15 protein-coding genes are annotated in these 24,979 nt (G+C 37.2%); 10 read left to right on the top strand and 5 right to left on the bottom strand.

Annotated elements, in window-relative coordinates:
* The first annotated feature begins 86 nt into the window (after positions 1–86).
* The 4 genes from AABK36_RS12655 (at position 87) to AABK36_RS12640 (ending at position 12,725) form a co-directional block, all read left to right on the top strand.
* Positions 87–1,016, top strand: coding sequence for a PorP/SprF family type IX secretion system membrane protein (locus AABK36_RS12655; protein ID WP_309938553.1), 930 nt, complete (start codon positions 87–89; stop codon positions 1,014–1,016).
* A gap of 26 nt (positions 1,017–1,042) precedes the next feature.
* Positions 1,043–2,968 (top strand): OmpA family protein, encoded by a 1,926-nt coding sequence (locus AABK36_RS12650; RefSeq protein ID WP_309938554.1) that lies wholly within the window; start codon positions 1,043–1,045, stop codon positions 2,966–2,968.
* A gap of 38 nt (positions 2,969–3,006) precedes the next feature.
* Entirely contained in the window at positions 3,007–8,169 is a 5,163-nt protein-coding gene (locus AABK36_RS12645) for a T9SS type B sorting domain-containing protein (protein ID WP_309938555.1), read from the top strand.
* Between the two features lie 251 nt (positions 8,170–8,420).
* The gene (locus AABK36_RS12640) at positions 8,421–12,725 is read left to right on the top strand and encodes a T9SS type B sorting domain-containing protein (protein WP_309938557.1); all 4,305 of its coding nucleotides are present in this window, start codon (positions 8,421–8,423) and stop codon (positions 12,723–12,725) included.
* Between the two features lie 52 nt (positions 12,726–12,777).
* On the opposite strand, the gene AABK36_RS12635 is transcribed toward AABK36_RS12640, so the two are convergent.
* The 3 genes from AABK36_RS12635 to AABK36_RS12625 all read right to left on the bottom strand — a co-directional run bounded on the left by AABK36_RS12635 (position 12,778) and on the right by AABK36_RS12625 (position 15,907).
* The gene (locus AABK36_RS12635; protein WP_309938558.1) at positions 12,778–13,755 is read right to left on the bottom strand and encodes a YpdA family putative bacillithiol disulfide reductase; all 978 of its coding nucleotides are present in this window, start codon (positions 13,753–13,755) and stop codon (positions 12,778–12,780) included.
* Between the two features lie 102 nt (positions 13,756–13,857).
* The gene (locus AABK36_RS12630; RefSeq protein ID WP_309938559.1) at positions 13,858–14,622 is read right to left on the bottom strand and encodes a patatin-like phospholipase family protein; all 765 of its coding nucleotides are present in this window, start codon (positions 14,620–14,622) and stop codon (positions 13,858–13,860) included.
* A 40-nt stretch (positions 14,623–14,662) separates the two neighbouring features.
* On the bottom strand, positions 14,663–15,907 hold the full coding sequence (locus AABK36_RS12625; protein WP_309938560.1) for a glycosyltransferase: 1,245 nt from the start codon (positions 15,905–15,907) through the stop codon (positions 14,663–14,665).
* Positions 15,908–16,019: 112 nt separating this feature from the next.
* Here AABK36_RS12625 and AABK36_RS12620 point away from each other — a divergent pair, with 112 nt between their 5' ends.
* The 3 genes from AABK36_RS12620 to AABK36_RS12610 are packed head-to-tail and all read left to right on the top strand — an operon-like array spanning position 16,020 to position 19,221.
* Entirely contained in the window at positions 16,020–17,513 is a 1,494-nt protein-coding gene (locus tag AABK36_RS12620) for a lipopolysaccharide biosynthesis protein (RefSeq protein ID WP_309938561.1), read from the top strand.
* Entirely contained in the window at positions 17,497–18,423 is a 927-nt protein-coding gene (locus AABK36_RS12615) for a glycosyltransferase (RefSeq protein ID WP_309938562.1), read from the top strand. The genes AABK36_RS12620 and AABK36_RS12615 overlap by 17 nt, the downstream gene beginning before the upstream one ends.
* Positions 18,424–19,221, top strand: coding sequence for an FkbM family methyltransferase (locus AABK36_RS12610; protein WP_309938563.1), 798 nt, complete (start codon positions 18,424–18,426; stop codon positions 19,219–19,221).
* Between the two features lie 27 nt (positions 19,222–19,248).
* Here the strand turns inward: AABK36_RS12610 and AABK36_RS12605 are convergent, their stop codons facing one another.
* Positions 19,249–20,364, bottom strand: a complete 1,116-nt coding sequence (locus tag AABK36_RS12605) for an aminopeptidase (protein WP_309938564.1) — start codon at positions 20,362–20,364, stop codon at positions 19,249–19,251.
* A gap of 376 nt (positions 20,365–20,740) precedes the next feature.
* Here AABK36_RS12605 and AABK36_RS12600 point away from each other — a divergent pair, with 376 nt between their 5' ends.
* Both AABK36_RS12600 and AABK36_RS12595 read left to right on the top strand, forming a co-directional pair.
* Positions 20,741–21,385 carry a hypothetical protein gene (locus AABK36_RS12600; RefSeq protein ID WP_309938565.1) on the top strand — a complete coding sequence of 215 codons (645 nt, stop codon included), beginning with the start codon at positions 20,741–20,743 and terminating at the stop codon, positions 21,383–21,385.
* Positions 21,386–21,415: 30 nt separating this feature from the next.
* Positions 21,416–21,763, top strand: coding sequence for a hypothetical protein (locus AABK36_RS12595; protein ID WP_309938566.1), 348 nt, complete (start codon positions 21,416–21,418; stop codon positions 21,761–21,763).
* Positions 21,764–21,821: 58 nt separating this feature from the next.
* On the opposite strand, the gene AABK36_RS12590 is transcribed toward AABK36_RS12595, so the two are convergent.
* Positions 21,822–22,979, bottom strand: a complete 1,158-nt coding sequence (locus AABK36_RS12590) for a DEAD/DEAH box helicase (protein WP_309938568.1) — start codon at positions 22,977–22,979, stop codon at positions 21,822–21,824.
* A 300-nt stretch (positions 22,980–23,279) separates the two neighbouring features.
* Here AABK36_RS12590 and AABK36_RS12585 point away from each other — a divergent pair, with 300 nt between their 5' ends.
* On the top strand, positions 23,280–24,974 hold the full coding sequence (locus AABK36_RS12585; RefSeq protein WP_309938570.1) for a complex I subunit 4 family protein: 1,695 nt from the start codon (positions 23,280–23,282) through the stop codon (positions 24,972–24,974).
* The last annotated feature ends 5 nt before the right edge of the window (positions 24,975–24,979 follow it).

Raw genomic sequence — 24,979 nt, 5'->3', positions numbered from 1 at the left:
ACTATCGAAAAAAATCTCTTTAAAAGTACAAAGAGTTTCTTTTTGCAAACAAAGTATCACTAAAACATAACAATAACAGAATAATAATGAAACGTCTACTATTACTAGGAGTGGCGGTGTTTTTCTTAGGAACATGCCGGCTTTTCGCGCAGCAGGAGAAATTGTTTACCCAATATCTCAATTACCCTGCTTCAATTAACCCTGCCTATGTGGGATCTACAGGTGGGTCGCAACTTATGTTGATATACAGAGACCAGTGGACATCATTTGATGGGGCTCCTAAGAGTGGCGTGTTGTCTGGGAATACCTTGCTTAAAAGGTATAATATTGGAGTTGGAGCCACTTTCGATTATGATCAAATAGGAGTGACTAAAACCACTGAAGGTGCATTGGATCTTTCTTATCGCTTGCAAGTGTCTAAAGAAAGTCATTTGCAATTTGGCCTTAAGACAATAATGTCTCATTACAGAGTGTCCTTTTCCGAACTTGAAAAACAGCATTATGATGATCAAGTGGTTGCTTATGATATCGATGGAGAAGTGAATTTCAATATTGGGCTAGGCTTTTATTTGGTTAATCCAAAATATTATATCGGGGTGTCAGTGCCTAAAGTGTTGGAGCAGCAAGCAAATACTTTGGAAGGTAATCTGTCAAGAGAGAAATCATTCGTTCAAAGGCATTATTATATAATGGGTGGCTATTTGTTTGATTTGACTCCATCCTTGAAAATCTGGCCTTCCACTATGGTGAGAATAACAGAGGGAGCTCCAGTTTCTTTCGATGTCAGAGCAATGCTAGTTATGCATGATAAGCTTTGGTTCGGCCCATCTTATAGATATGATAGTTCAGTGAGTGCAATTCTACAATACCAATTGACTCATCAGTTGAGAATGGGCTATTCTTACGATTTTATGACTACTGAAATTTCCTCTTATGCTGGAGGTACTCATGAATTTACTTTGAGATATGACTTTAATCTTCCTGCTAAGAAGATGAAATCTCCAAGATATTTTTAGATTTGAAAAAAATGCAAAGGTAAAATATGAAAAAGAAATACGCATTAATATTATCTGCTTGCATGTTTGCAAGTGTAAGTCTTTCAGCGCAGTCGCAAAGGGTTAAGCTGGCTGATGAATATCTGGAGGATTACAAGGTCATACAAGCGATTGAAATATATGAAAATGTTTTAGCTAAGGATCCTAATGACGAGCATGTTTTAAGAAAGCTAGTGGAGTCTTATGAAAAGTCAGGGCAAAAAGAGAAGCAGGCGGAAACTTTTAGCAAGTTGATGTCTAAATCTTCTATAATTACTGACGAGGATAAGATCGAGTACGCTAAGTTTTTAAGCAAATCAGGAAAGCATCAAGAAGCAGCTAAGTGGTATCAAGATTATTATGCTACGCATCCTAATGAAAAGTGGATTGCGGAGAGGTTGCAATGGCGTAAAATAGAAGCGGAACTGGTTGACAATGGCAAAAAGTATAAAGTAGAGTCTCAGTCATTCAATAGCGAAGCTTCGGATTTCGGTCCGGCAATGTTAGGAGAAGAGTTGGTGTTTTGCTCAAGCAGGTCTTCAGGCAAGAAGTTCGAGAGGAAATATGGCGTTAATGACCAAGCGTTTTTGGAGTTGTATAAAGTTCGCGTGGATGAAAGCAGTTCAGTAGCTTCGACAGTTGAAAAATTCTCAGAAGAAGTAAGCTCGAAGTTTCACGAAGGTGTAGTTAGTTTTACTCCCGACGGCAATACAATGTATTTTACCAGAAATAATTATTATGATAAGAAATACGGTAAGGATTCGGAAGGAGTAAGCAATCTGAAAATTTATATTGCTCGAAGAAATGGGAGTGAATGGGAAGTAGCTGGAGAGTTTCCTCATAATAATGATGATTATTCTGTTGGCCATCCAGCGATATCTCCTGATGGTAAAACGTTGTACTTTGCTTCGGATATGCCGGGAGGTTTTGGAGAAACAGATATTTATAAGTCTGAATTGAAAAACGGACAATGGTCAAAGCCTCAAAATTTAGGAGAAAAGATTAATACAGCTGGTAAAGAGCAGTTTCCATATGTAGCTTCTTTGCATGATGGGGAATACTTTTATTTCGCATCCGATGGGCATTTAGGAATGGGAGGATTGGATATATACAGAACTCCGATCGATCAAATGAATCCAATTAATGTTGGCGCGCCGATTAATAGCGAAGCGGATGATTTTGGAATTGCTATTTACAACAAAGGAGGCAAAGGCTTCTTTTCGTCCAATAGAGAGGGGGGATTAGGAGATGATGATATTTATGGTTATTCAGTGGATGACCGATTGAATATTTGGGTTCAGATCAGGAGCGCTAAGGACAGCATGCTTGTTGGAGGAGCGAATCTATTGGCTAAAAATATTACGGAAGGCACAGATACTACATACGTTTTGGCCAGTGGGCAATTGCAAAAAGTAGTAAGAGGCGCTGTTGATTTTGAATTCAAGGCTGAAAAGGATGGCTTTAATGCGAGTGAAGCAGGAAAAGTCACAACTCAATATTTAGGTGAGGATCAACATTTGACATTGTATCTGGACCCAATACCTGTTCCTGCAGAAATAGCCGAGGAAATAAATAGAGAAATTAAAGGTTGGAAACCTGTTCAGTTTGAGTTTGATAGTGATAAAATTAATGTTCAGTATCATGATAAGTTGAATCAAATTGCAGGGTACATGTCGGAGTTCCCGGATTTAACATTGCATTTGAGAGCTCATACTGACCAAAAAGGTAGCGAACGTTATAATCAAGCGCTTTCGGAAAAGAGAGCTAAAAGGGTTTTAGAATACTTGGTGGCTAAAGGTGTTGATGAAAACAGATTGACATTTGAAGCGCTTGGAGAAAGTGAGCCGCTAAATGATTGTAAGGGCAAGCCATGTGATGACAGCTTGCAAGAAGCTAATCGTAGAACAGAATTCAAACTGTCTGCAAAAGAATAAGTAGTCCAATTTCTTTTACTTTACGAACAACAAATACAATGAAGCTACACACGAAAATTTCGAATATATTCATGTTGATCATGGGATTTGCGCTCCTGGGGGGCGCTTTCCCTACTTTGAGTTTTGCTCAAACAGTAAATATTCAAAGCCCTGTTGAGTTTAATGGGGGAGTTTTACGATTGGGACAAAACATAACAGCAACTTCAGGAGGGAATGGGGCTTTGACATTTTCTCTTCCTACACAATTTGATGGAGCTGGCAATGAGTTTATTATTTTAAGAGATGCTGATATATTGATTTCAGAGCTTGGGATTAATGTGTTTGGAAACGCCACCACAAATTTATGGATTAGCGGAAACCTGTCTCAGGAAGATTTGCAAAGAGTATTGGATAATGTTGAGTATCATAATTTGAGTATTACTCTTCTTGAAAATACTAGGAATATTAATACAAATATTGGAGGTAGGTCTCAGGCTTTGCAAATGAATGTAAGACCTGGAAATCATACATATGATTTGTCTGTTGAGTTTGACAAAGATAGAACACCATTGCCGAAAAATAGAGGAGAGGTTATTAATGTTATTGATTTAGGAAAAAATAATGATTTGAGTTTAATTACTCAAAATATGATCTATTTAAATGGAGCCACTGCATATTTGGAAGATGCTTTATATGATGAGGAATATTTAGCACTGGATATAGTAGGAAACACATTTAATGGAATTACTATTAGACAGATTGGCAATTCAATATTTATGTCGGGAATAGCCTCTGTGGAGACGTATGAAGAACTACTTGAGAAATTAACATATAGAAACAATAGCCCTCAGTTTCGGGCTAATGGTAAAGAAGCGACTAGAAAAGTAAATATCTTAACAGCAGGAATGCTAACTATTGAAGTGGAAGGCAAGAGGCACTTTTATGAGTCAATAATTACTAATAATTCTATTCGTTGGTATGATGCTGAAACATCTGCGAGGGAACGGTTTTTAATCTCTGCCGATAGAGACAATGATGGAGATTATAAGGGGTATGGATTTTTGGCTACAATTAAGACAACTCAAGAAAGCGAAATCGTTACTCAGTATGCAATATTATCGCGAGAAGGAGGTTGGATTGGCGCTTATGTTGGTGGAACTTGGGGAGATGTGAAAAATAATGGTGGTCGTTGGAAGTGGGTGAAAGAGTCTAAAGAATTGGATGATCAAGCCAACGAGCCTCAAGAGTATTTGGTAGACACTGATGTGGCTTGGTCAAATTGGTATGTTAATACTGCTGATCCAAGGTACTTGACAGGTAATTATCCTAATGCAGAGGGGGGGGCTAGGCCGATGCCGGATAATTTTAATGGAGGAAATATAAACCTAGGAGCTTGGATTATTCCTGAAGGAGGAGATGCAGTAGGCTGGGGAGACGATCAGCCAGGAGCTTGGGATGACGCATTTCAGAATTCATCAGACTTGAGTTCTTATTACTCCGAATATAGGGGGAAGGATGTTACAGATAATTTATGGGCAGGAACTATTCTACTTGTGGATGAAACTTATGAAGTGATTTCGACTGATGTAGAGGTTGGATTTTGCCAAGGGAATGATGACGTTGACGCAATAGAAGTTCCATTGTTGATAAATAAAGATGGTGTGGGAATTTCAGATGCCGACCTAGCTAATGATCTTGATATTTCATGGACAGTGGGTGATTCTGATATCGCTGAGATTGTCGGAGTAGCGAATGGAAGAACTGTCAAGGTTAAGTTTCTGAAAGAAGCGGATGCGAACGATCCAACTACTTTTGAGGCGGTTTTGATTTATACTGTTACCGATAAGATTTCGGGAAATATTGTAGCGGATGCTGAACAAGTGAAAGTTGTTCGAGCAGCGATTCCTAGCATCACCTTTAGTGAAGATGAATTTACTAGACGCACTAATTCAACAAATCCAATAACATTTGATGTAAATGTAACGGATGCAAGCGGTACGAAGACGGCTTCAGATATAGTTTGGGACCTTACACCAAATGCAGGAGTTGAGACTGATTTTGATACAAGCTCACCTAAGATTTCTTCTGAATTTGGAGATATTGGTACTTATTTATATACAGCTACTTTGGAGGATACTTATGGTTGTGATACATTAGAGACTGTAACGGTTGAGATTATTGAACCTTTGGTTATAACACCTGTTGGTAAAGATCTTCGTTTTTGTCAGACGGGCGCTGATAGTGTGCATGAGATTTCTGTTACAGTAGCAGGTCCTGAGCTTGATCTAATCAAATATAGCTGGATTGAAGCAACAAATGGCTCATATGCAGGCACAGATTTAACTCAGAATACTGTACAAGTAACAGTAAATGATGATGCTAGCACAGCAACATTCAAATGTGAAATTACAGATGAACTAACAGGAGATGTATGGGAAGAAACAGTTACTATTACTGTCGCAGACAGACCTACAATGACTATTGAGCAGACGCAGTTCAACAGAAGAGTAAGTTCTGAAAATTCTGTTAATATTGAAGTTACACCAGGAACTGGTTTTGATCATACCAATATCAGCTGGACAATTTCAAGTATTGCCGGAGATGAGGTTGACTTTGATGCTACTACAGTTGATATTTTAACACCAAGTGTGTCTGAGCCTTTTATTGCAGGGAATCACACTTATACTGCCGTACTAACAGATGTGCCTTGTACTGTTGAAGAAAATGTAGTTATCAATGTTAAAGAAGATATCAAAGTGGAGATACCTGAAGTGATTGTGCCAAACTGTAGTGATGAAGCAATGATTACAGTCAATGTAACTACAGACTCTGATGGCGATTATACTTATGAGTGGCAGGATGTTGAGGGAGTTTCTTATGTAGATAAAACAGTAAAAGATGCTCAAATAGAACTAGATTCTGATTTGGAAGAAGTTGAGTTGTCTCTTAAGATTACCGATAATTTCCTAGGGAGTGATTCTCTTCATGCAGTCTTGGTGAAGAGGGCTGAGCCAAGTGCGCTTGATTACGCTTCAGATTCGACAGTTTTTGTAATGGCTGAAGAAGATACTGATGTGATATTTGTAGTGTCTCAAATTGACAATAAAGATATTAACTGGATATATGATGCTTCTAATCCAGCTTTGGATGCAATGACTGGGAATTCAGTAAAAGTCACAGAAGCTTTTCCACAAGAAGGAGAATACATTTACACAGCTAGCATAGATGGGGAAGAGTGTATCTCAGTAGACTTCAAAGTTGTTGCTATTAAAACTTTTTCTCCAGATGTACCACTAGGAGCTTGTGAAGGTATGGATGAAAATGATATGTTTGATATTGTGCTTAGTCATCCAGTATTGCCTGATGCGGATTTTATTGTCACTGCTCAATCGACTAATGAATTGACTATTGTAGGTGGTCCTGTAGTCGGTACTACAAGTACTGTTTACAAAGCTTACTGGAATGATATTGAAGTAAATAAGGTATATCCAAGAGAAGTAGAATTTTCTTATGATATTCAAATTGTGATGAATGGATTTGATCAAGAAGATATCTTGCAGGGAGTATTAACAATCAATGTCGCTGAAGCGCCAGAGATTAGTTCAGATGTTGCAGTGATCATAGCAGAAGAAGGAGAAGATAATACAACGAGTTTTAACCTTGATGTGAAACCAATTGGAAGTTCTGTAGTATGGGACCCGATCTTGGATACGGATGTGATTTCAGGCTTAAGCTTGACGCCAAATCCATTGCAAAGTCAAGTTTATACTGCTTCGATAACGGATCAGTATGGTTGTACTGCAGATACTACATTGCGCTTTGAGCGAAGAGGTTCTTTGAAAGCCATAGCGGATACGATTTACATGTATCAAGATGATGTTTTGAGGCAAATTGATATTTTGGGGAATGATGAAGGTGTTGTTTCAACGACAACAGTTGCGATTGATCCGGATGCAGAATGGGTATATGGAGAGGGCGAGTTGACTTCGACAGGAGTTATCAATTTCACAGCGCACCAAACACCGGTTTTGACAACCATAGTTAAGCAGATATTTGATTATACATTAACGGATATTCATTCAAATACTTCAACAGCGACCGTTACTGTATTTATTTTACCAAGCTCACGAGAGATTGTGATACCAGTTTGTGAAACAGATACATTGGTTGCCGTGAGCGATGATGAGGTGTATCAGGTGGATTGGGCGATCGTTTCAGGAAGCGAAGCCACTATAACTACACCTTCAGGCGTTGTAAGCGATGTGAGTAGAATCTTAAGTGTAGGAGTGTATGAATATACTTTGAAAGATGCAGGTGGAAATCCTCAGAAATCAGGTTTAATAGAAGTTAAACGTGGAACAGGTCCTTCTGTAGGTATTTATGCATATGATCAACAGGATGATTTGTATTTATTTTCAGATACGCTCCGCATAGGCAAGTATGAGGTTTTGGATGAGAAGTTGGTCTTGCTAGGAACAGAGGAAGAGTATTTTGGATGGAATATTAATGATTCAACGGATTTGAAGACGATTGCAGATCGAGTTGATTTTACATGGCAGCCTGTAGAGATTATTGTTGAGAAGGATTCTTTGTTTGAATATTCTTTCATGGCTGAAGATAACGACGGTTGTCGAGCGTATGACACTTTGCAAATAGTTCGTTTCAATACAGCTCCGGAAATGGAAGATGTGGATATTTCGATTCGAGACGGAATTCCTGCGAGGATAAATATTGACTTGAGTGACGAGGATACCTTGGATGACATTGATACTTATACAGTTGTCCAGGAAGATGGTACTTTGATTCATGGTCAGGCGGAATTTTATGATGGAGAATTTACATACATTCCATTTACTTCATCGAAGTTTACGGATAAAGTGAAAATCCGAGCTTGTGATTTTTCAGGCGAGTGTGTTGAGTCGTATGTTTATATAGAGTCGCAATCAACAGGTCTTACAGAAGTGTTGACGCCAAATGGAGATGGGAAGAACGATAGATTTGAAGTGACAATAGTAGAGCCTTCTCAGCGAGTTCACTTGATCGTTATGAACAGGTGGGGCAATAAGGTTTACGAGTCTGAAGACTATCAGGATGATTGGTCCGGTTATTCAAATTCAGGCAGCGCGTTTGGCAATGAGTTGCTGAGTCAGGGAACATATTTCTATATCATCAAGGTGGAAGATATGGAAGACATCACTGGCTATGTTCAGATAGCTTATTAAAGTATTAAAACACTCATAAAAAGCCGTTTCTTAGAAGCGGCTTTTTTTAGTGCCTTACTTTGATGTTGAAATGATTATGATACAATGTAATCTAAAATATGTTAAAGATTATCCTAGTGTGAATTTTAAGTAATTTTATTCTAAAATGTTGTTTTTTATTCAATTATATTAATAGTAGACATTTTGAATGACGAATTAAATACAATTAAAATATATCGCCTATTAAGTCATATTACGAACAATTAAATAAAATGAAACTACACAAACGATTTTTCAAAAAGTTGAAAATTCTTATTTGGGTATTAATGTTGACATGCTTTTCTTCGCATACTTCATTTGCCCAATTAATTGATAGAGACTTAGAGCTCGAAGTAAAAGATACATTAAAAGTATATACTTATCAGAACCAATCTCTTGTTGTAAATGATAATAGCTCCGTCATTAATCTGGTCAATGGGACAGAAAGTGATTTGGATGAGGCTAAAGTGTATATTCGATATCCAGATAATAGTTTTAATTATCAGAAAAATTTTGACAATTTATATTTACAGGATGTTGATCTAAATTTAGCAGGACAAATAGTAGATACAGTTTCAACAAATGAAATTACTTTTAGGCATTTAAGAGAGGAGTTTTATAATGTTGAATATGTTAGAATTGATCCAAATACACAGATAAAAACAATTGCAAGATCGAGGTTTTCTTTCTTCTATGATAGAAATAATAAAAAGCTTGAAATAAGAGGAGATGCAAATAAAGAGGCGTACAAAGCTTTATTCTCAAGAATTATTTATAAAAATACTAATCCAAATATTGATTTAACTCAAGAAGCGGACAGAACAATAGAGTACATATTGGGAGGTTATTTCATTTTTGAAGATACGTCTGATGATAATCCTTCAAATTGGAAAAGACATTACTATACAGTAAGGGGCAAAGACCAGATGAAAACTTGGTCGCAAGCTAGAAATCTTACTGAACCAAACAGACCAGGTACACAAGACAAAGGACATCGTTTAAATAAAATGTTGAGTTATTTTGCAACTTTTCAATCGGCGGATGAATGGCGTTTTATTGAAAGAGAATTTCAATTTGATGGATTGGGAGGCTGGGTAGCTCTACAGAAAGTTTCCGGACAATGGCAGTGGAGGTCTAATGATAAAACTCTTGTAGAGAATGGAACTTTATTTACAGGACTCGATGGCTATAATCCTTGGGCTATTGGCGAGCCAAATAGTACGACGAATGGTTATGTAGCTTATGTTGTGCCTCAAGGAGGAGATCCAAGTAATGGATGGGGGAATAACGTTCCTGGTATCGAAGGAAAATGGGATGATACATTCGGTTCTAAAAATATGCCATTTATACAAGAGTGGCATGAGGATTACGCTGAAGAAGTTTTGTTTAAGAAAAATATTATTGTTCGATTTGCTGAGTTGAATGTAGACTCTGAAGTATCAATAGGTAGCTGTGAAGAGGAAGTTGAAATAAGTTTTGAGTTAGCTTCAGTTCCTGATGCGGAATTGCTAGTTGAATGGTCTGCAAGCAATGCCAATGGAGAGGTAGTTGTTAATTCAGAAGCAAAAAATGGAGATACCCATTCTGTTAAAGTGAAGTTCACAGGAGATTCTCACATTTTTCATTATACTGTTAAGACTAACCAGTTTACACAAGACCCAGTAACTGATGAGACATTGTTGACAGAAGTTGAGTTAGAAACTAGTTCAATTACTGTTACAAGATTAGCAGAGCCAAGCATCACCTTTAGTGAAGATGAATTTACTAGACGCACTAATTCAACTAGTCCAATAACATTTGACGTTAATGTGACGGATGCAAGCGGAATGAAGACAGCTTCAGATATCGTTTGGGATCTAACACCGAATGCAGGAGTTGAAACTGATTTTGATACCAACTCACCAAAGATTTCTCCTAATTATGGGGCAGTAGATACTTATATCTATGTTGGTAGTTTAGATGATGCTTATGGTTGTAATACAATGGATACTGTAACGGTTAAAATTATTGAACCTTTGGATATCACACCAAATGATAAAACTATAGGTTATTGCGAAGCAGATGGATCCACATTGCATGAAATTTCTTTAAAGGTAGAAGGAGAGGAGCTTGATTTGACATACGTTTGGTCTGAAGCAACGAATGGAGCATTTGAGCCAGGGGCTGATTTAGAACAAGCGCAAGTAAATGTTACGGTAAATGAAGGAGCGACATCAGCGACATTCAAATGCACGATTACAGATAATCTAACAGGAGATGAATGGGTAAAGGTTGTAGAGATAACTGTATTGCCATCTGTTTCTGTTGAAGCGATTGATTTGAATGAGTTTGTGGTGACTAAAGGGGGCGCAGTTGAAACATTTAGATTGAAAGAATTAAACGATGCTGTTGATGAAAGTACAATTACTTGGAGCGAATCCCCGACACAGGAAGCAAGTGTCGATAACATGAGTTCTGTGCCACAACTTGAGACATTGGATGTAGGTGTGTATACTTATATTGTTGAGGCGAAAGATACTCTTGGTTGTGGTGTGTCGCCAGCAACTTTTGAAGTTGAGTTGATAGATATTCCATCACTTGAAATAGGGAGGTGTCAAGGAATTGATGATTCGTTTGAGGTTAAGGTTGTTGATTTTTATGCAAGTACAGCGAACGTTGTTTATGAGCTTGTTGATTCTGATGTATTGGAAAGCGAAGAAGCTCCTGTTAGAAATCAAGATGGCACGGTGACATTCAAATTGAAGTGGAAAGAAAGTGCACTTGATGATAATAACGTTGATTTGGATATTGCAGAATTCAATTATAAAGTTAATTTAGATAATGTAAATGGATTTGAAATAGGTGATCAAATAGTATTCTCGCAACAAATAACTTTTGCTGATTTGCCTATAGTTAATATTGTTTCCGGAGATCCAATTGTCGTAGATGCTAATCAGAATAATATTGACCAAACGTTTGAAATTAATGTAGCTGACTTGGCTAATACTACTATTGAGTGGTCGGATATTACTGATCCTCAAAGAGAAGTATTATCTAATAATGAGCAAGTATTGACACCTAATCCGGCGGCATCCAAGGAGTATAAGGTTAAGGTTTCGGATAATACTTATAATTGCTTTGTTGAATTTACATTTGATTTTACTAGAGGTTCTTTGAAAGCCATAGCGGATACGATTTACATGTACCAAGATGATGTTTTGAGGCAAATTGATATTTTGGGGAATGATGAAGGTGTTGTTTCAACGACAACGGTTGCGATTGATCCGGATGCAGAATGGGTATATGGAGAGGGTGAGTTGACTTCGACAGGAGTTATCAATTTCACAGCGAATCAAACACCAGTTTTGACAACCATAGTTAAGCAGACATTTGATTATACATTAACGGATATTCATTCAAATACTTCAACAGCGACCGTTACTGTATTTATTTTACCAAGCTCACGAGAAATTGTGATACCAGTTTGTGAAACAGATACATTGGTTGCCGTGAGCGATGATGAGGCGTATCAGGTGGATTGGGCGATCATTTCAGGAAGCGAAGCCACTATAATTACACCTTCAGGCGTTGTAAGCGATGTGAGTAGAATCTTAAGTGTAGGAGTGTATGAATATACTTTGAAAGATGCAGGTGGAAATCCTCAGAAATCAGGTTTAATAGAAGTTAAACGTGGAACAGGTCCTTCTGTAGGTATTTATGCATATGATCAACAGGATGATTTATATTTATTTTCAGATACGCTCCGCATAGGCAAGTATGAGGTTTTGGATGAGAAGTTGGTCTTGCTAGGAACAGAGGAAGAGTATTTTGGATGGAATATTAATGATTCAACGGATTTGAAGACGATTGCAGATCGAGTTGATTTTACATGGCAGCCTGTAGAGATTATTGTTGAGAAGGATTCTTTGTTTGAATATTCTTTCATGGCTGAAGATAACGACGGTTGTCGAGCGTATGACACTTTGCAAATAGTTCGTTTCAATACAGCTCCGGAAATGGAAGATGTAGATATTTCGATTCGAGACGGAATTCCTGCGAGGATAAATATTGACTTAAGTGACGAGGATACCTTGGATGACATTGATACTTATACAGTTGTTCAGGAAGATGGCACTTTGATTCATGGTCAGGCGGAATTTTATGACGGAGAATTTACATACATTCCATTCACTTCATCGAAGTTTACGGATAAAGTGAAAATCCGAGCTTGTGATTTTTCAGGGGAGTGTGTTGAGTCGTATGTTTATATAGAGTCGCAATCAACAGGTCTTACAGAAGTGTTGACGCCAAATGGAGATGGGAAGAACGATAGATTTGAAGTGACAATAGTAGAGCCTTCTCAGCGAGTTCACTTGATCGTTATGAACAGGTGGGGCAATAAGGTTTACGAGTCTGAAGACTATCAGGATGACTGGTCTGGTTATTCAAACTCAGGCAGCGCGTTTGGCAATGAGTTGCTGAGTCAGGGAACATATTTCTATATCATCAAGGTGGAGGATATGGAAGACATCACTGGCTATGTGCAGATAGCTTATTAAAGTATTAAAATTGATAAATGAATAAAAGAGGGAGTTAATCAACTCCCTCTTTTTATGCTTCAAGAATAGCTTGCTTATTCAAAATATTATTAATGATTGCTTTGCCATGCAATCGTCCATTTTCTATAAAAACTTTTTCAGTTTGTGTGCCGCAGATAACTGTTCCTGAAACGTATAGGTTTGGTATATTTGTTTCAAAGGTATTTGCATCGTAAGCAGGAATGAGGTCCTCACTGTATTTGATTTGGCAACTCTTTAAGAGTTTTGTGTCTGTGGTATGTCCTATCAATGTTAATACATAATCGCATTCAAAAGAGGTGTTTTGCCCAGCGGCATCTTTTGTATGCACAAGATTTTTCTCAATTTCAGTTGCTGTGGTATTAAAGGAAGCTTTGATTTTGCCTTCCTTGATTCGATTATTAAGATCCGGAACCAGCCAATATTTGGCAGTTGGCTTGAAGTCATTTTCTTTTACCAATAAGGTAACATCGGCGCCATTGCGATGCAAGTCTAGAGCGGTTTCAACAGCTGAGTTCCCTCCACCTATGATGATGACTCTCGAAAATGCGTATTTATAAGGTTCTCTGTATTTGTTTTCAACATGAGGTAATTCTTCTCCTGGTATATTTAGTTTTCTAGGATTGTCAAAATACCCAGTCGCAATGACAACGTTTTTACCAATGTAATTCTTGCCGCATTTTGTTTGAACTTTCAAGCCGTCACTAAATTGAGCGACTGATTCTACTTCAGTTTGCAATTCAAGATTGAGTTGGTAGTGTTCGGCTACTTTTCTGTAATATGTAAGAGCTTCCTCTCTGCTGGCTTTTGGTTCCCTTATGGCAAAAGGAATGTTGCCTATTTCAATATTCTCTCTTGTTGAAAAGAATTTCATTTGAAGAGGGTATTGCCTGATGGATTCCGCGACAGTGCCTTTATCCAAAATCAAATGCGATAATTGATTGCTTTGGGCTTCGATACCTACAGAAAGTCCGCATGGACCAGCTCCGATGATGATTACGTCGTAAGTCATTTAAAAATAAGATTATTGAAAATGGAAAGTATTAAAAAATAATTGAATAGGAAAGGCTCTGGGCTAAATTCGGTTTCATTATGCCCAATAGATAGACATTATTTAAAGCAAGTGTTTCTTTATCAAGGCTTCTCCATGTTCGTATCCGATGCTGAATAGTTCGTCTAAAGCATTGAAGTCCAGGAAGTCATAGTACTTGTTGAGTTTTGGCTCGATTAAGTAATCACATTTTGATGAATTCTGCTTGACATTTTGAGCTATAGCTAAGCTAAAAGTCCTGATGCCGATTTCTCTCATATTGCTGTATCTTGGGCTGGGAGGAACATTATTGACATGCACGCCTATTGTAGTATCGCATATCTCTAATATTGGCTCAATAGGAAGGTTGTTGAGCAGCCCTCCATCTATATACTGATGGCCATCAATTTCAATAGCAGGGAAAAGTATAGGAATAGTTGAAGAAGCCATAAGCTTGTTGGATAAAGTTCCTGAAGAGAAAAAGTGCGTTTGGCCTAAGGTGAGGTTTGTTGTGCAAACAAAAAGTGGGATTTTTAAGTCATTGAAGTTATCATGCGGGATATTGTTTACAATAAGCTTTTCTAGCATTTTTAGACTGAAAATTCCCTTTTTAGAGATTAAAAGCTTGAAAAAGTTGCGTATGCTGCTTTTCTTGAAAGTGTTCAAAATCTCTAATGGCGAAATCCCATGAGCGTAAAATGCAGCTATGATAGCTCCCATGCTTGTGCCTGAGATGGCGTTTGGCATTATATTGTATTTCTCAAAAGCATGCAATACGCCAATATGGATGACTCCTCTTGACCCGCCTCCACTAAGTGTTAACCCTATTTTCTTTTTCTTTTTCCTCATTTATCAATCAACAGATTGAGAGGGAATGTTGTTTGAATTTTTAAACTATATCATTGTAAAGTTTAATATGTTGTTCTGCGACGACATCAGGGCTATATTTACCAATGATCATTTTGGCGCCGGTTTTTCCAAGCTTTTTTCTAAGATTTTGGTCTTCTATTAATTGCAGGGTTTTCTCAGCCAATGAATTCGCATTGCCGAATTCGGCAATTAATCCCGTCTCATTATCTTTTACTAGCTCAATAATGCCTCCTGAGGAAAAAGAAATCACTGGAGTTTCACAGGCAAGCGCTTCCATTGCCGTATAACCGAGGCTTTCTTCCAGTGATGAGGTAACGTAGATATCAGAGCTTTGGTAAAATTGAGCCATTTCATCTTCATTAGTAATCAACCCATGATATTGATAAGGAATGGGCAATGTTTCAAGTGCTATCTCATTTGATATTTTACCGCTAAGAAGCAGAAGACATGTGTTGGCTAATTCAGGCTTTTGATTAATTAAGATGGATAATGCTTCTTTGAATATGTAGAACCCTTTTTGTTTGTTTTCTAGATTGAAAGCGGAAAAGCTAATGGTCGTTATTTCAGGGCTTATGCCTTTCAATTCCTTGATGGAAGCTTTTTCTTTGGGTTGGAAAAGAGTTGTATCCAGCGGATTGGGGAGGGTATGTATAGTTGTTTCTTCGCCTAATGATGAATTTCGAGCGAAGCTAGTTATCCAATCACTCACGCCAATAAGGTGAAAATTCCCTTTGCTGTAGATTCTTTTTTTCTTTTCCCAAATTTTATGAGACAGGTCGTCCTTGCGGGGCTTTCTCAAATAAAAACAATCACCACACTCATTTTTATAATGATCGCAGGACCTGCTATGATGGCATCCGCCAGTTATCGGCCACATATCATGCATAGTCCAAACGATTGGTTTGCCAAGACCCGCTAGGGCTTCGAGAGATTTCAATGAAAGGAGTCCTTGGTTGATCCAATGCAAATGAATGATATCTGCTTCTTGTATCAGTTGGTTGTTGATTGGATTTTTGCCAAATAGTGCCGTTGAGAATTGAAACCTAACATTTTTATTTTTTTCGTACGGTAGAAAGCACAGTTTTTCTAGAGCCAGTAGCGCAAGACCATGTTTGTAAAAGTAGTAATCAAAATTAGAGTTTTCCCTATATAAACCAATTCCATTAACATTTACACCTTTAGATTTCAATGCTTTGTATAATCTATTTGTTGCGCTTGCGGCGCCTCCAGAGACAGCAAAACTATTTAAAAAGGTTATATTCATTGGTTTTATCAATATTAGAGATTAGCGATGCTTATGTAGTTTTAAAAATATGCTAATTTTTGCTTTGAAACTAGTAACTTGTGGCGTTTTAACGAAATGAAGATTTTCCGTAATGGGAGTAATAATCAAATCAAGCATAAAAACAACATTCATTAGCTATATAGGAGTGGCATTAGGCGCTTTGATCACCATTTTTATAATGCCGGAGCTGTTATCGCCTGAGGAGATTGGAGCATATAGATATGTTGTGGATATGGGCGTGTTTTTGGGGACAATTCTTCAGTTTGGAGCTGCTAACTTGGCCGATAGATATTTTCCAAAGTACGCCAAAGAAAATAAATCCGCTGCTTTTGTCAAGTTTTTAATGCTGTATCCAGCGCCAATATTATCTTTATTTATTATAGTTTTTATTTTTGGGAAAGGCTTTTTTGTTGATAGCTATTTAAAAAGTTCACCAATGATAGGTGAATATATAGTTTATATCATACCGTTGATGATATTGGTATTATACCGAACGATTTTGGAAGCGGTTTCTAGAGCGTCATTGAGAGTTTCTCGGCCCGCATTTTATCGAGAGTTGTTATTGAGGGTTGCTAGTATCGTTTTTTTATTTCTTTTTTATTTGAAATGGATAGATCTAGGTGGATTTATTTTGTTAACGACCTTCGCATATCTGGCAAATATGCTGTTGTTAGTTTATGATGAACGGGATTTAGTTTTGTCAAAAGGAGGGGTATTGAAGCCTCAAAGGCCAGAAGTGAAGCATTTTCTAACCTTTAGCATGTATATGTTTTTAGGTGGTGCAGGAAGCTTGTTGGTTAATAAAATAGATATTTTGATGATTCCGTATTTTTCATCAGCTGCGAGCTTGGGAGTGTATGCTACTTGTTTTTATATGGCTGCATTCATAGAGATTCCTAAGCGGGCTCTTACCCAAATTTCATTGCCAATTCTTTCAAAAGCATTTGAACATAACGACACTGAAGAAATTATGAAAATATATTCTAAATCAAGTATTACTCAGTTGATTATAGGGGCATTTTTGTTTTTGATGATATGGGTTAATGTTGATTTCATATTTCATATTATGCCTAATGGGAAAGCATTTGAAGAAGGAAAACTTGTTATACTTTTTATAGGGCTTTCTAAAGTTGTTGATTTACTGTTTGGCATGAATAGCGAGCTTCTTTATTTTTCTAAATATTATAAATACAATTATTGGTTCAATGTGCTTTTAGCCTTCTTCATGTTTCTTTTCAATTACCTGCTTATCCCTCAATACGGTATTAGTGGAGCCGCTTTTGCCACGCTATTGTCTGTTGTGATCCTTAATACAATTAGATTGATTTTTTTGAAGAGAGTATTGAGCGTTTGGCCTTTTGACAAGAATACGTTAATTGCTTTTGCCTTGATTTCAATGATTGCTTTAATTAGTCTTTGGATTAATATTGATTCCATTATGTTACAATTTCTAATGAGATCTTTAGTCATTTCCTTGTTATTTTACTTAGCGGTAAAGAAAACCAATGTGTCAATAGACTTAAAGGAACTTCTAAGCAATATCGAGCGAATGATTTTAAATAAAATTTATGGGAGAAAAGAATAAATTGAATCAAAGCTATCCGCCTTTGGTCTTGTTTACATACAATAGGCCAGAACATGCAAAAAGAACTTTGGATTCATTGGCTAATAATCCAGAAGCAAAAAACTCTCTTTTGATTGTCTATTCTGATGGCCCTAGAGAAGGAGCGTCTGAACAAGATTTGCAAGGAATTGCTGAAGTGAGGAGATTGATGAAGTTGCAAAAAGGCTATGCTGATATTAAAATCATTGAAAGAGAAGTAAATTGGGGACTTCGTAAAAATGTGACTAGCGGAGTTAGGGATGTTTTGGATGAATATGGAAGCATAGTAGTATTGGAAGATGATTTGATTTTCAGTACCGGTTTTCTGGCATTTATGCACCGAGCTTTGAAAGAGTATGCTGATAATGAAAAAGTATTGCATGTAAGCGCTTATGTTCCGCCTTTGGATTTACCGGTGGGTTATCAAGAAGTTAGCTTTAGCCAACTGCCTCATTCATTAGGTTGGGGGACATGGAAGCGAGCTTGGCAATATTATGAAGATGATGTGAATTTGCTTATCAAGGGTTTCAACTCTACTGATAAAAAGCGTTTTGATTTTGATCGAAGCATGAATTTTTACAGAATGTTGAATAATGCGGCTAAAGGGGTGATTGATTCATGGGCTGTACGTTGGTACGCATCGGTTTATCTTCGTGGCGGACTGTGCTTGATAAGTACTAAATCCATGGTTAGAACTATAGGAGATGATGGCTCTGGGACGCATTTCAATATCAAGTTGAGTTCAAAGGTAGTTGATGAGATTGAGTTCGAGAAACCATTGGAAAAGCTTGATGAGCAAGTATACAAAGCGTATAGAAAATATTATTGGTGGAATAAGATAAAGCATATTCCATCTTATGTATTATATCGAATGAAAAAAATATTTAGTTAAATGAAAGATGCTTTTTTTGCGATCTATCTAAGGTTTTTCTGCAAACCAATATTTGCGAGATTTCATAAGGCTTTGGTCATATGGGGAATGAAGGGGCTTGGAATATTGAATTATCAAAATCACTTTCTGACAGGTGAAAGACATTTTATTTCCAAAGTATTGAGCCGTATGTCTCCCAAAGTGATTTTTGATGTGGGTGCTAATGAGGGGAAATATATTCAAATGCTTCAAGAATATATAGACTTTGATAGCTTGCATGCTTTTGAACCTCATCCTGATACTTTTCAACGGTTAAAAAATCAGATCAAAGGAGATAATATTTCTTTTCATAACATGGGTATGTCGGATCATAAAGGAATGTTGACTCTGTTTGATATTGGGGACAAAGAAGGAACACCCAAAGCATCTTTATTCAAAGAAGTTGTTGCTAATCATAGTGAAAATAGTTCAAGGACTGTTAATGAAATAGATATCAGTTTGTCTACTTTGGATGAATATTGCGATGAAAATGGGATAGAGCAAATTGATTTCTTAAAAGTAGACACAGAAGGTCATGAATTAAGTGTTTTGATTGGAGCAAAACAGATGATTGATAGCGGTAGAATTAATGTTATTCAGTTTGAGTTTGATCAGATGAATACTGTAAGCAAGGTGTTTTTCAAAGATTTTTATGAACTGCTTGAAAATTATGATGTTTATCGATTAATGCCGGATAGCATGTTGAAAATAGAAAAGTATCATAGCATAACTTGCGAAGTGTTTGCATTTCAAAATATCGTTGCGATTAGGAAAAAATAAACCATGCGATAAGCATGGTTTAAATCTCTATTTCAAATTCTCTGGATTCAGTTTTTGCAACTCTTCAATTACGAATCTTCCGTCTTTTCTGATGAGTACGTCATCGAAGTAGATTTCTCCACCTCCATAATCTGCTCTTTGAATGTTTACAAGATCCCAATGTACTTTTGAATCGTTGCCATTATATGCTTGCTCGTAGGCTTGTCCTGGAGTGAAATGAAAGCTGCCGTCGATTTTTTCGTCGAATAAAATATCTCCCATAGGGTGCAGGATGTACGGGTTTACACCTATAGCGAATTCACCTACAAATCGGGAGCCTTCATCCGTGTCGAAGATTTTATTGATTCTTTCGGTGTCATTGGCTGTAGCTTCCACTATTTTGCCGTTTTCAAACTTGAGAACTACATTCTCAAAAGTGAAACCTTGGTATGGAGAAGGAGCATTATAGCTAATTGTTCCATTCACTGAATCCTTTACCGGTGCGCTAAATACTTCACCGTCAGGAATATTTCTCTTGCCGCAGCATTTAATAGCAGGAATATCCTTGATGGAGAATGATAAGTCCGTGCCTGGCCCAGTGATGCGAACTTTGTCGGTTTTGTTCATTAATTCAACCAATGATTCCATAGCTTCACCCATCTTCTCATAGTCTAGCGTGCAAACATCGAAATAAAAATCTTCGAATGCTTCTGTGGACATATTGGCAAGTTGAGCCATGGAAGCGTTAGGGAACCTAAGCACGACCCATTTAGTTTTGTTTACTCTTATGTCAAAATGCACTTGTCTTAACACAGTGTCATTGAAGATGGCTGTTTTATCCGAAGGAACGTCTGACAGTTCGCTTACATTGTCGCCTGACCTTAGACCTATATATGCGTCCATGTCTTTCATGACATTGGATTCATATGAAGCCATCAATTCGTATTGTTCTTTAGTAGCGCCAAGCCTCAACTCTCTTTCCACTTGAGCATCCTTTAAGCTTACAAAAGGAATTGCGCCTGCTTTATAGGTTTCCTGCACCAAGGCATTGACAAATTCTTTTTGGAGTCCGAAGTTTTCTATTAAGATTTTTTCACCAGGTTTAAGAGCGCATGAGTAATTGATAATATTATGCGCGAGTTTATTTATTCTTGGATCTTTCATAAGAAAAGTTGATAATAATTCGTTCTAAAAGTTATTTGCACAATTTATGCAATTTTGTCAAATAGTTGTCTTGAGATTTGTCAATATATTTGAGAGGCCTCAAGATACAGCTAGATAATATGAATGGTAAATAATGTTAAAATAGACTACGTAATATTGGGTCTTTGGATTGCTTTATTTAGGAACAACACATAGTTATGATGGCGCGAAGTAAATTTATATTTATCAGTTTTGAAGATTTGTGGGATAAATAGTGAAGTTTCTAATTTTAATATTGAGCTTATTCTATCAGCGCAAATACTTTTTTTTTCGATTGGCTCATTATATTTTTGTGAAATCTATTAGGTTTTGATTGGAAAGATAAGATAATATATTCATGGGAAAGTTTTTGAAAGAAAAGGCTCTATTGGCCTTTACATGCATGGTGTTGGGGGTAACGACAGTTTGCAGTGCTCAACAAGTTGCTGGAGGTGGTTCGCCAAGTCAAAATGATGACAAATTGGCAAATCAATTTATGGAATTGAAGAAGTCAAGCAATTCTTGGAAAGGGTTTAAGATTATTGACGAACCAAAATTGAATGCATTTTGGAATGTGGTGAGTGATTCTTTGGCTGAAAAGCAATCAGAGATATCGTTGCTGAAAGAAGAAATCATCAAACGTGATCAATCTTTGGTAAGTACGCAAGACACATTGAGTTTGACAAGAAACGCTTTGTCTGAAAGCCAGTTTAAGGAAGATCATATTAGCTTCATTGGCATAGATTTTTCAAAATCAAACTATAAATTCATCAACATAAGCGTTATTTTAATCTTGATCGTGTTGCTTGCAGTGATGTTTGTGACAGGAAAAGTCAACGTGAAAAATGCTAAGGATGCGAAGAAGAGCTTTGATGACCTTCAATTGGAAATGGAAGAGTATAAGAAGCGTGTTTTGGAAAGAGAAACGAAGCTTAGAAGAGAGCTTACTACTGAGATGAATAAGGTAGAGGATTTGAAGAAAAAAATGAAGAGCATGAACTAAGCCTAAGTATTAGGTTTACAATAAACAAATTTGCTGGAAGTGAAGTTTTTTGATCAAAAAGTCATGAAACTTCACTTCTTTGTTTTAGGGCTGATAGCGATTTTTGCAACATCGTGTGCTTCACAATCGACTCCAGCTACTCATTATCATTACCATTATTATCCTGATCCTTACTTTTATGGTGGTGGAGGTTATTACCCCTATCCATACCCTTATCCCTATCATCCTCATCCGCATCATAGAGAGATCCCGGCTTATCCTATACAGCCACCGAAGACTACACCATGGACTCCGATTAATCCTCCCGAGTCAATGCCTGCGGAACCAATTATGCCAAGCGAACGGCCTGCTGAGCCATTAACACCTGCTCATAAATAAGAAAAGGCTCACGTTATTGTGAGCCTTAAGTATTTTTATCATGCATATGGCAAAATGATTATTTTGCCATTTTTAATGAAAATTTCAATTCTTTTGAGATCTTGACTAAGTCCTTGTATTGCTTGTCATCCACAAAACTTACGGAAAGACCAGTGTTTCCAGCTCGACCTGTTCTACCGCTTCGATGGGTATAAAACTCTAATTGGTCTGGAAGCTCAAAGTGAGCTACAAAAGCTAGGTTGGGAATGTCCAGTCCTCTGGCGGCAACATCTGTGGCTACTAGAAATTGAAGCTTTTCGGCTCTGAATGCTCTTAAAACTTTATTTCTTTCCTTTTGAGTCATGTCTCCTTCGATAACATCAATGGAAAGACCTTTTTGATTAAGATCTCTTGAAAGCTTCTGAGCACTTGCTTTAGTGCTGCAAAATATGATCCCGCGATCTTCTTTGTGAGCATTAAGAAAATAAACTAACAGTTTTAATTTGTCAACACCCGGACTGAGAACGTATTGGTGTTGTATATTTTGATTAACTTCCGAAATGTTCTTTACTTGAACCCTAGGCGCGTTTGGCTTTAAAAACCTTTTGATTAACTGTTGTATGCCATTAGGCAATGTTGCGGAGAAAAGCCATATGTTTCTTTGGCTTTTTACATTCTTAAGAATTTTATCAATATCTTGTTTGAAGCCCATTCTTAGCATCTCATCAGCTTCATCAAGAACGATTGTATTTATATGCTCCAAGCTTAGAGCTTTTCTTTCAAGTAGATCCAAAAGTCTTCCAGGAGTTGCTACGATTATGTGGGTAGGACGTGATAGCCTGAATATCTGATCGTCAATCGGAGCGCCTCCATAAACAGCTTCTGAAAATATTTTTTCGGAATATTTCGTGAAACGAAACAGTTGTTTTTGTATTTGTTGGCACAGCTCTCGAGTGGGAGCGAGAATTAAAGCTTGAATCTTTTTATCTTTCGGGTCGATATTTTGCAGGATAGGAAGGCCGAATGCGGCAGTTTTACCAGTCCCAGTATGGGCCAAGCCAACGATGTCTGTTTTTTGTTGAAGAAGAATCGGAATGATTCTTTCTTGGATTTCAGTTGGCTTTTGGATTTTCAATTCATCAAGGCCTTTGATGAATGATTTGGATACACCCAATTCAGAGAAGCTTTTCAAGTTGTTGTTGTTTAATGTTCTTCTAAATACTGCTATTAAGTGCAAATCTAAGAAATTTGTTTGTCTATGACATGAAACTTTTAGCAAACTCTGGAGGATAAGCTCGTTTTATGGTGATTTTAGAGTTAAATGAATTGCTATAAGGCATGAATTTTGTCAAGACTCTTGGCTTTAGTTGGTGCGTATTGTTAACTTATTCGCATTGTGCTGTATTATATTGCTCTGTTTTTTAAGTGTTAATAATTATTCTTAATAAGAACTCATGATATTTCTTGCATGAGATGCCTATGATACATAATTTCGTAGACTATTCAGCACAATTGATTAAACATTCAAACGCAAAAAATGACAAACTACCTACTTAGCTTTGCCGTTTTCATTCCTTTGGCGATGGCATTGGTGATTCTTTTCATTCCTTCAGAAAAGAAAGGGTTGATCCGCTTGTTGGCAAATATTGGATCTATTCTCCAGCTTATAGCTTCTGTATGTGTATTTTGTTGTTACGAAGCTAGCTCTGGATTGTTCAATTTTGTTGAGAGAGTGGATTGGATATCGCTTGATTTGGGCAGTTTAGGCTCAATGTCGATAGATTATTACTTGGGAGTTGATGGCTTTAACGTTAGCATGGTTTTGCTGACAGGTATTGTTATGGCCATAGGCACATTTTCAAGCTGGGGTATTAGTGAAAAAACTAAAGGTTATTATTTATTGTTGATGCTCTTGGCAACGTCTGTTATGGGTTGCTTTTTAGCCTTGGACTTTTTCTTATTCTTCCTGTTTTTTGAATTTATGCTTTTGCCAATGTACTTCTTGATTGGCCTTTGGGGTGGTCCAAGAAAAGAATACGCTGCAATTAAGTTCTTTTTATATACCTTGCTAGGGTCTGTTTTTATCCTTTTGGCGATGGTTGGGCTGTATTTATCAGTAATCGACCCTGTAGAAACCGCTGTTAATCTAGGCTTGGCGGAAAGCAAGAATCTTGTGACTCCTCAGATCGTTGAAAAAGTTCAGCTTATGCTGGCTAGTGGCGAGCTTCAAATGGATAAATTGGTGCGAACTTTTGATATAATAGCAATGCAAAATTCCGCCAATTTTATACCGGGAAGCTTGTTGGATATCGCAAATACAGATTTGTTCATGGGCGTTTCATTGAGAATGATCGCATTTATCGCATTATTGATAGGCTTTGCGATTAAATTGCCTGCTGTGCCAGTTCACACATGGCTGCCTGATGCTCACGTGGAAGCACCTACACCGATTTCGGTTATTCTTGCGGGAATATTATTGAAGATTGGTGGATATGGTTTGATTAGAACTGGTTATTCTATATTCCCGGATATGGCTACCGAGTTGGCATGGACTGTAGGTTTGATTGGCGTGGTGACTATACTGTATGGAAGTTTGAATGCTTTGGCCATGAAAGACTTGAAGAAACTGATTGCTTATTCTTCCGTGTCGCATATGGGATTTGTGTTGCTTGGATTAGCTTCTTTGACTAATGAAGGAGTGAGCGGCGCTTTGTATCAGATGTTCAGTCATGGATTGATTTCTTCCGCTTTATTCTTGATCGCAGGAGTAGTGTATGAAAGAACGCATGATAGAATGATAAATCACTATAGCGGATTGGCTAAGAAAATGCCTTATTTTACTTCCATAGTAATTATAAGCTTTTTCGCCTCTTTAGGTTTGCCGGGCTTCTCGGGTTTTATAGCTGAAATTTTAGTGTTTTTAGGAGCCTTTGGATCTTCTACTACTAATTTTCTTCTGCCAAGATGGATGACAGTGGTAGCGGCGTTGAGCTTAGTGATTACGGCGGCATATTATCTATGGACATTGCAAAGAATGTTCTTTGGAAAGTTTTCTGTGAAGGAAAATTCATGGAAAGATTCGCTTAAGGATCTAAACATGAAAGAGTACTTGGTTTTGGTTCCTTTAGTCGCGTTGATGATCGTATTTGGATTAATGCCAAATATTGTATTTGATTTGACAAGTACTACGGTAGCTTCTTTTCTCAGTCATTTTGGGCCTTTTGTAAAGTAAATAAA

This window comes from Aureibacter tunicatorum, from assembly GCF_036492635.1.
GTDB lineage: Bacteria > Bacteroidota > Bacteroidia > Cytophagales > Cyclobacteriaceae > Aureibacter > Aureibacter tunicatorum.
The sequence above is the reverse complement of the archived record's forward strand: the minus strand, read 5'-3'. Positions and strand labels throughout refer to the sequence as shown.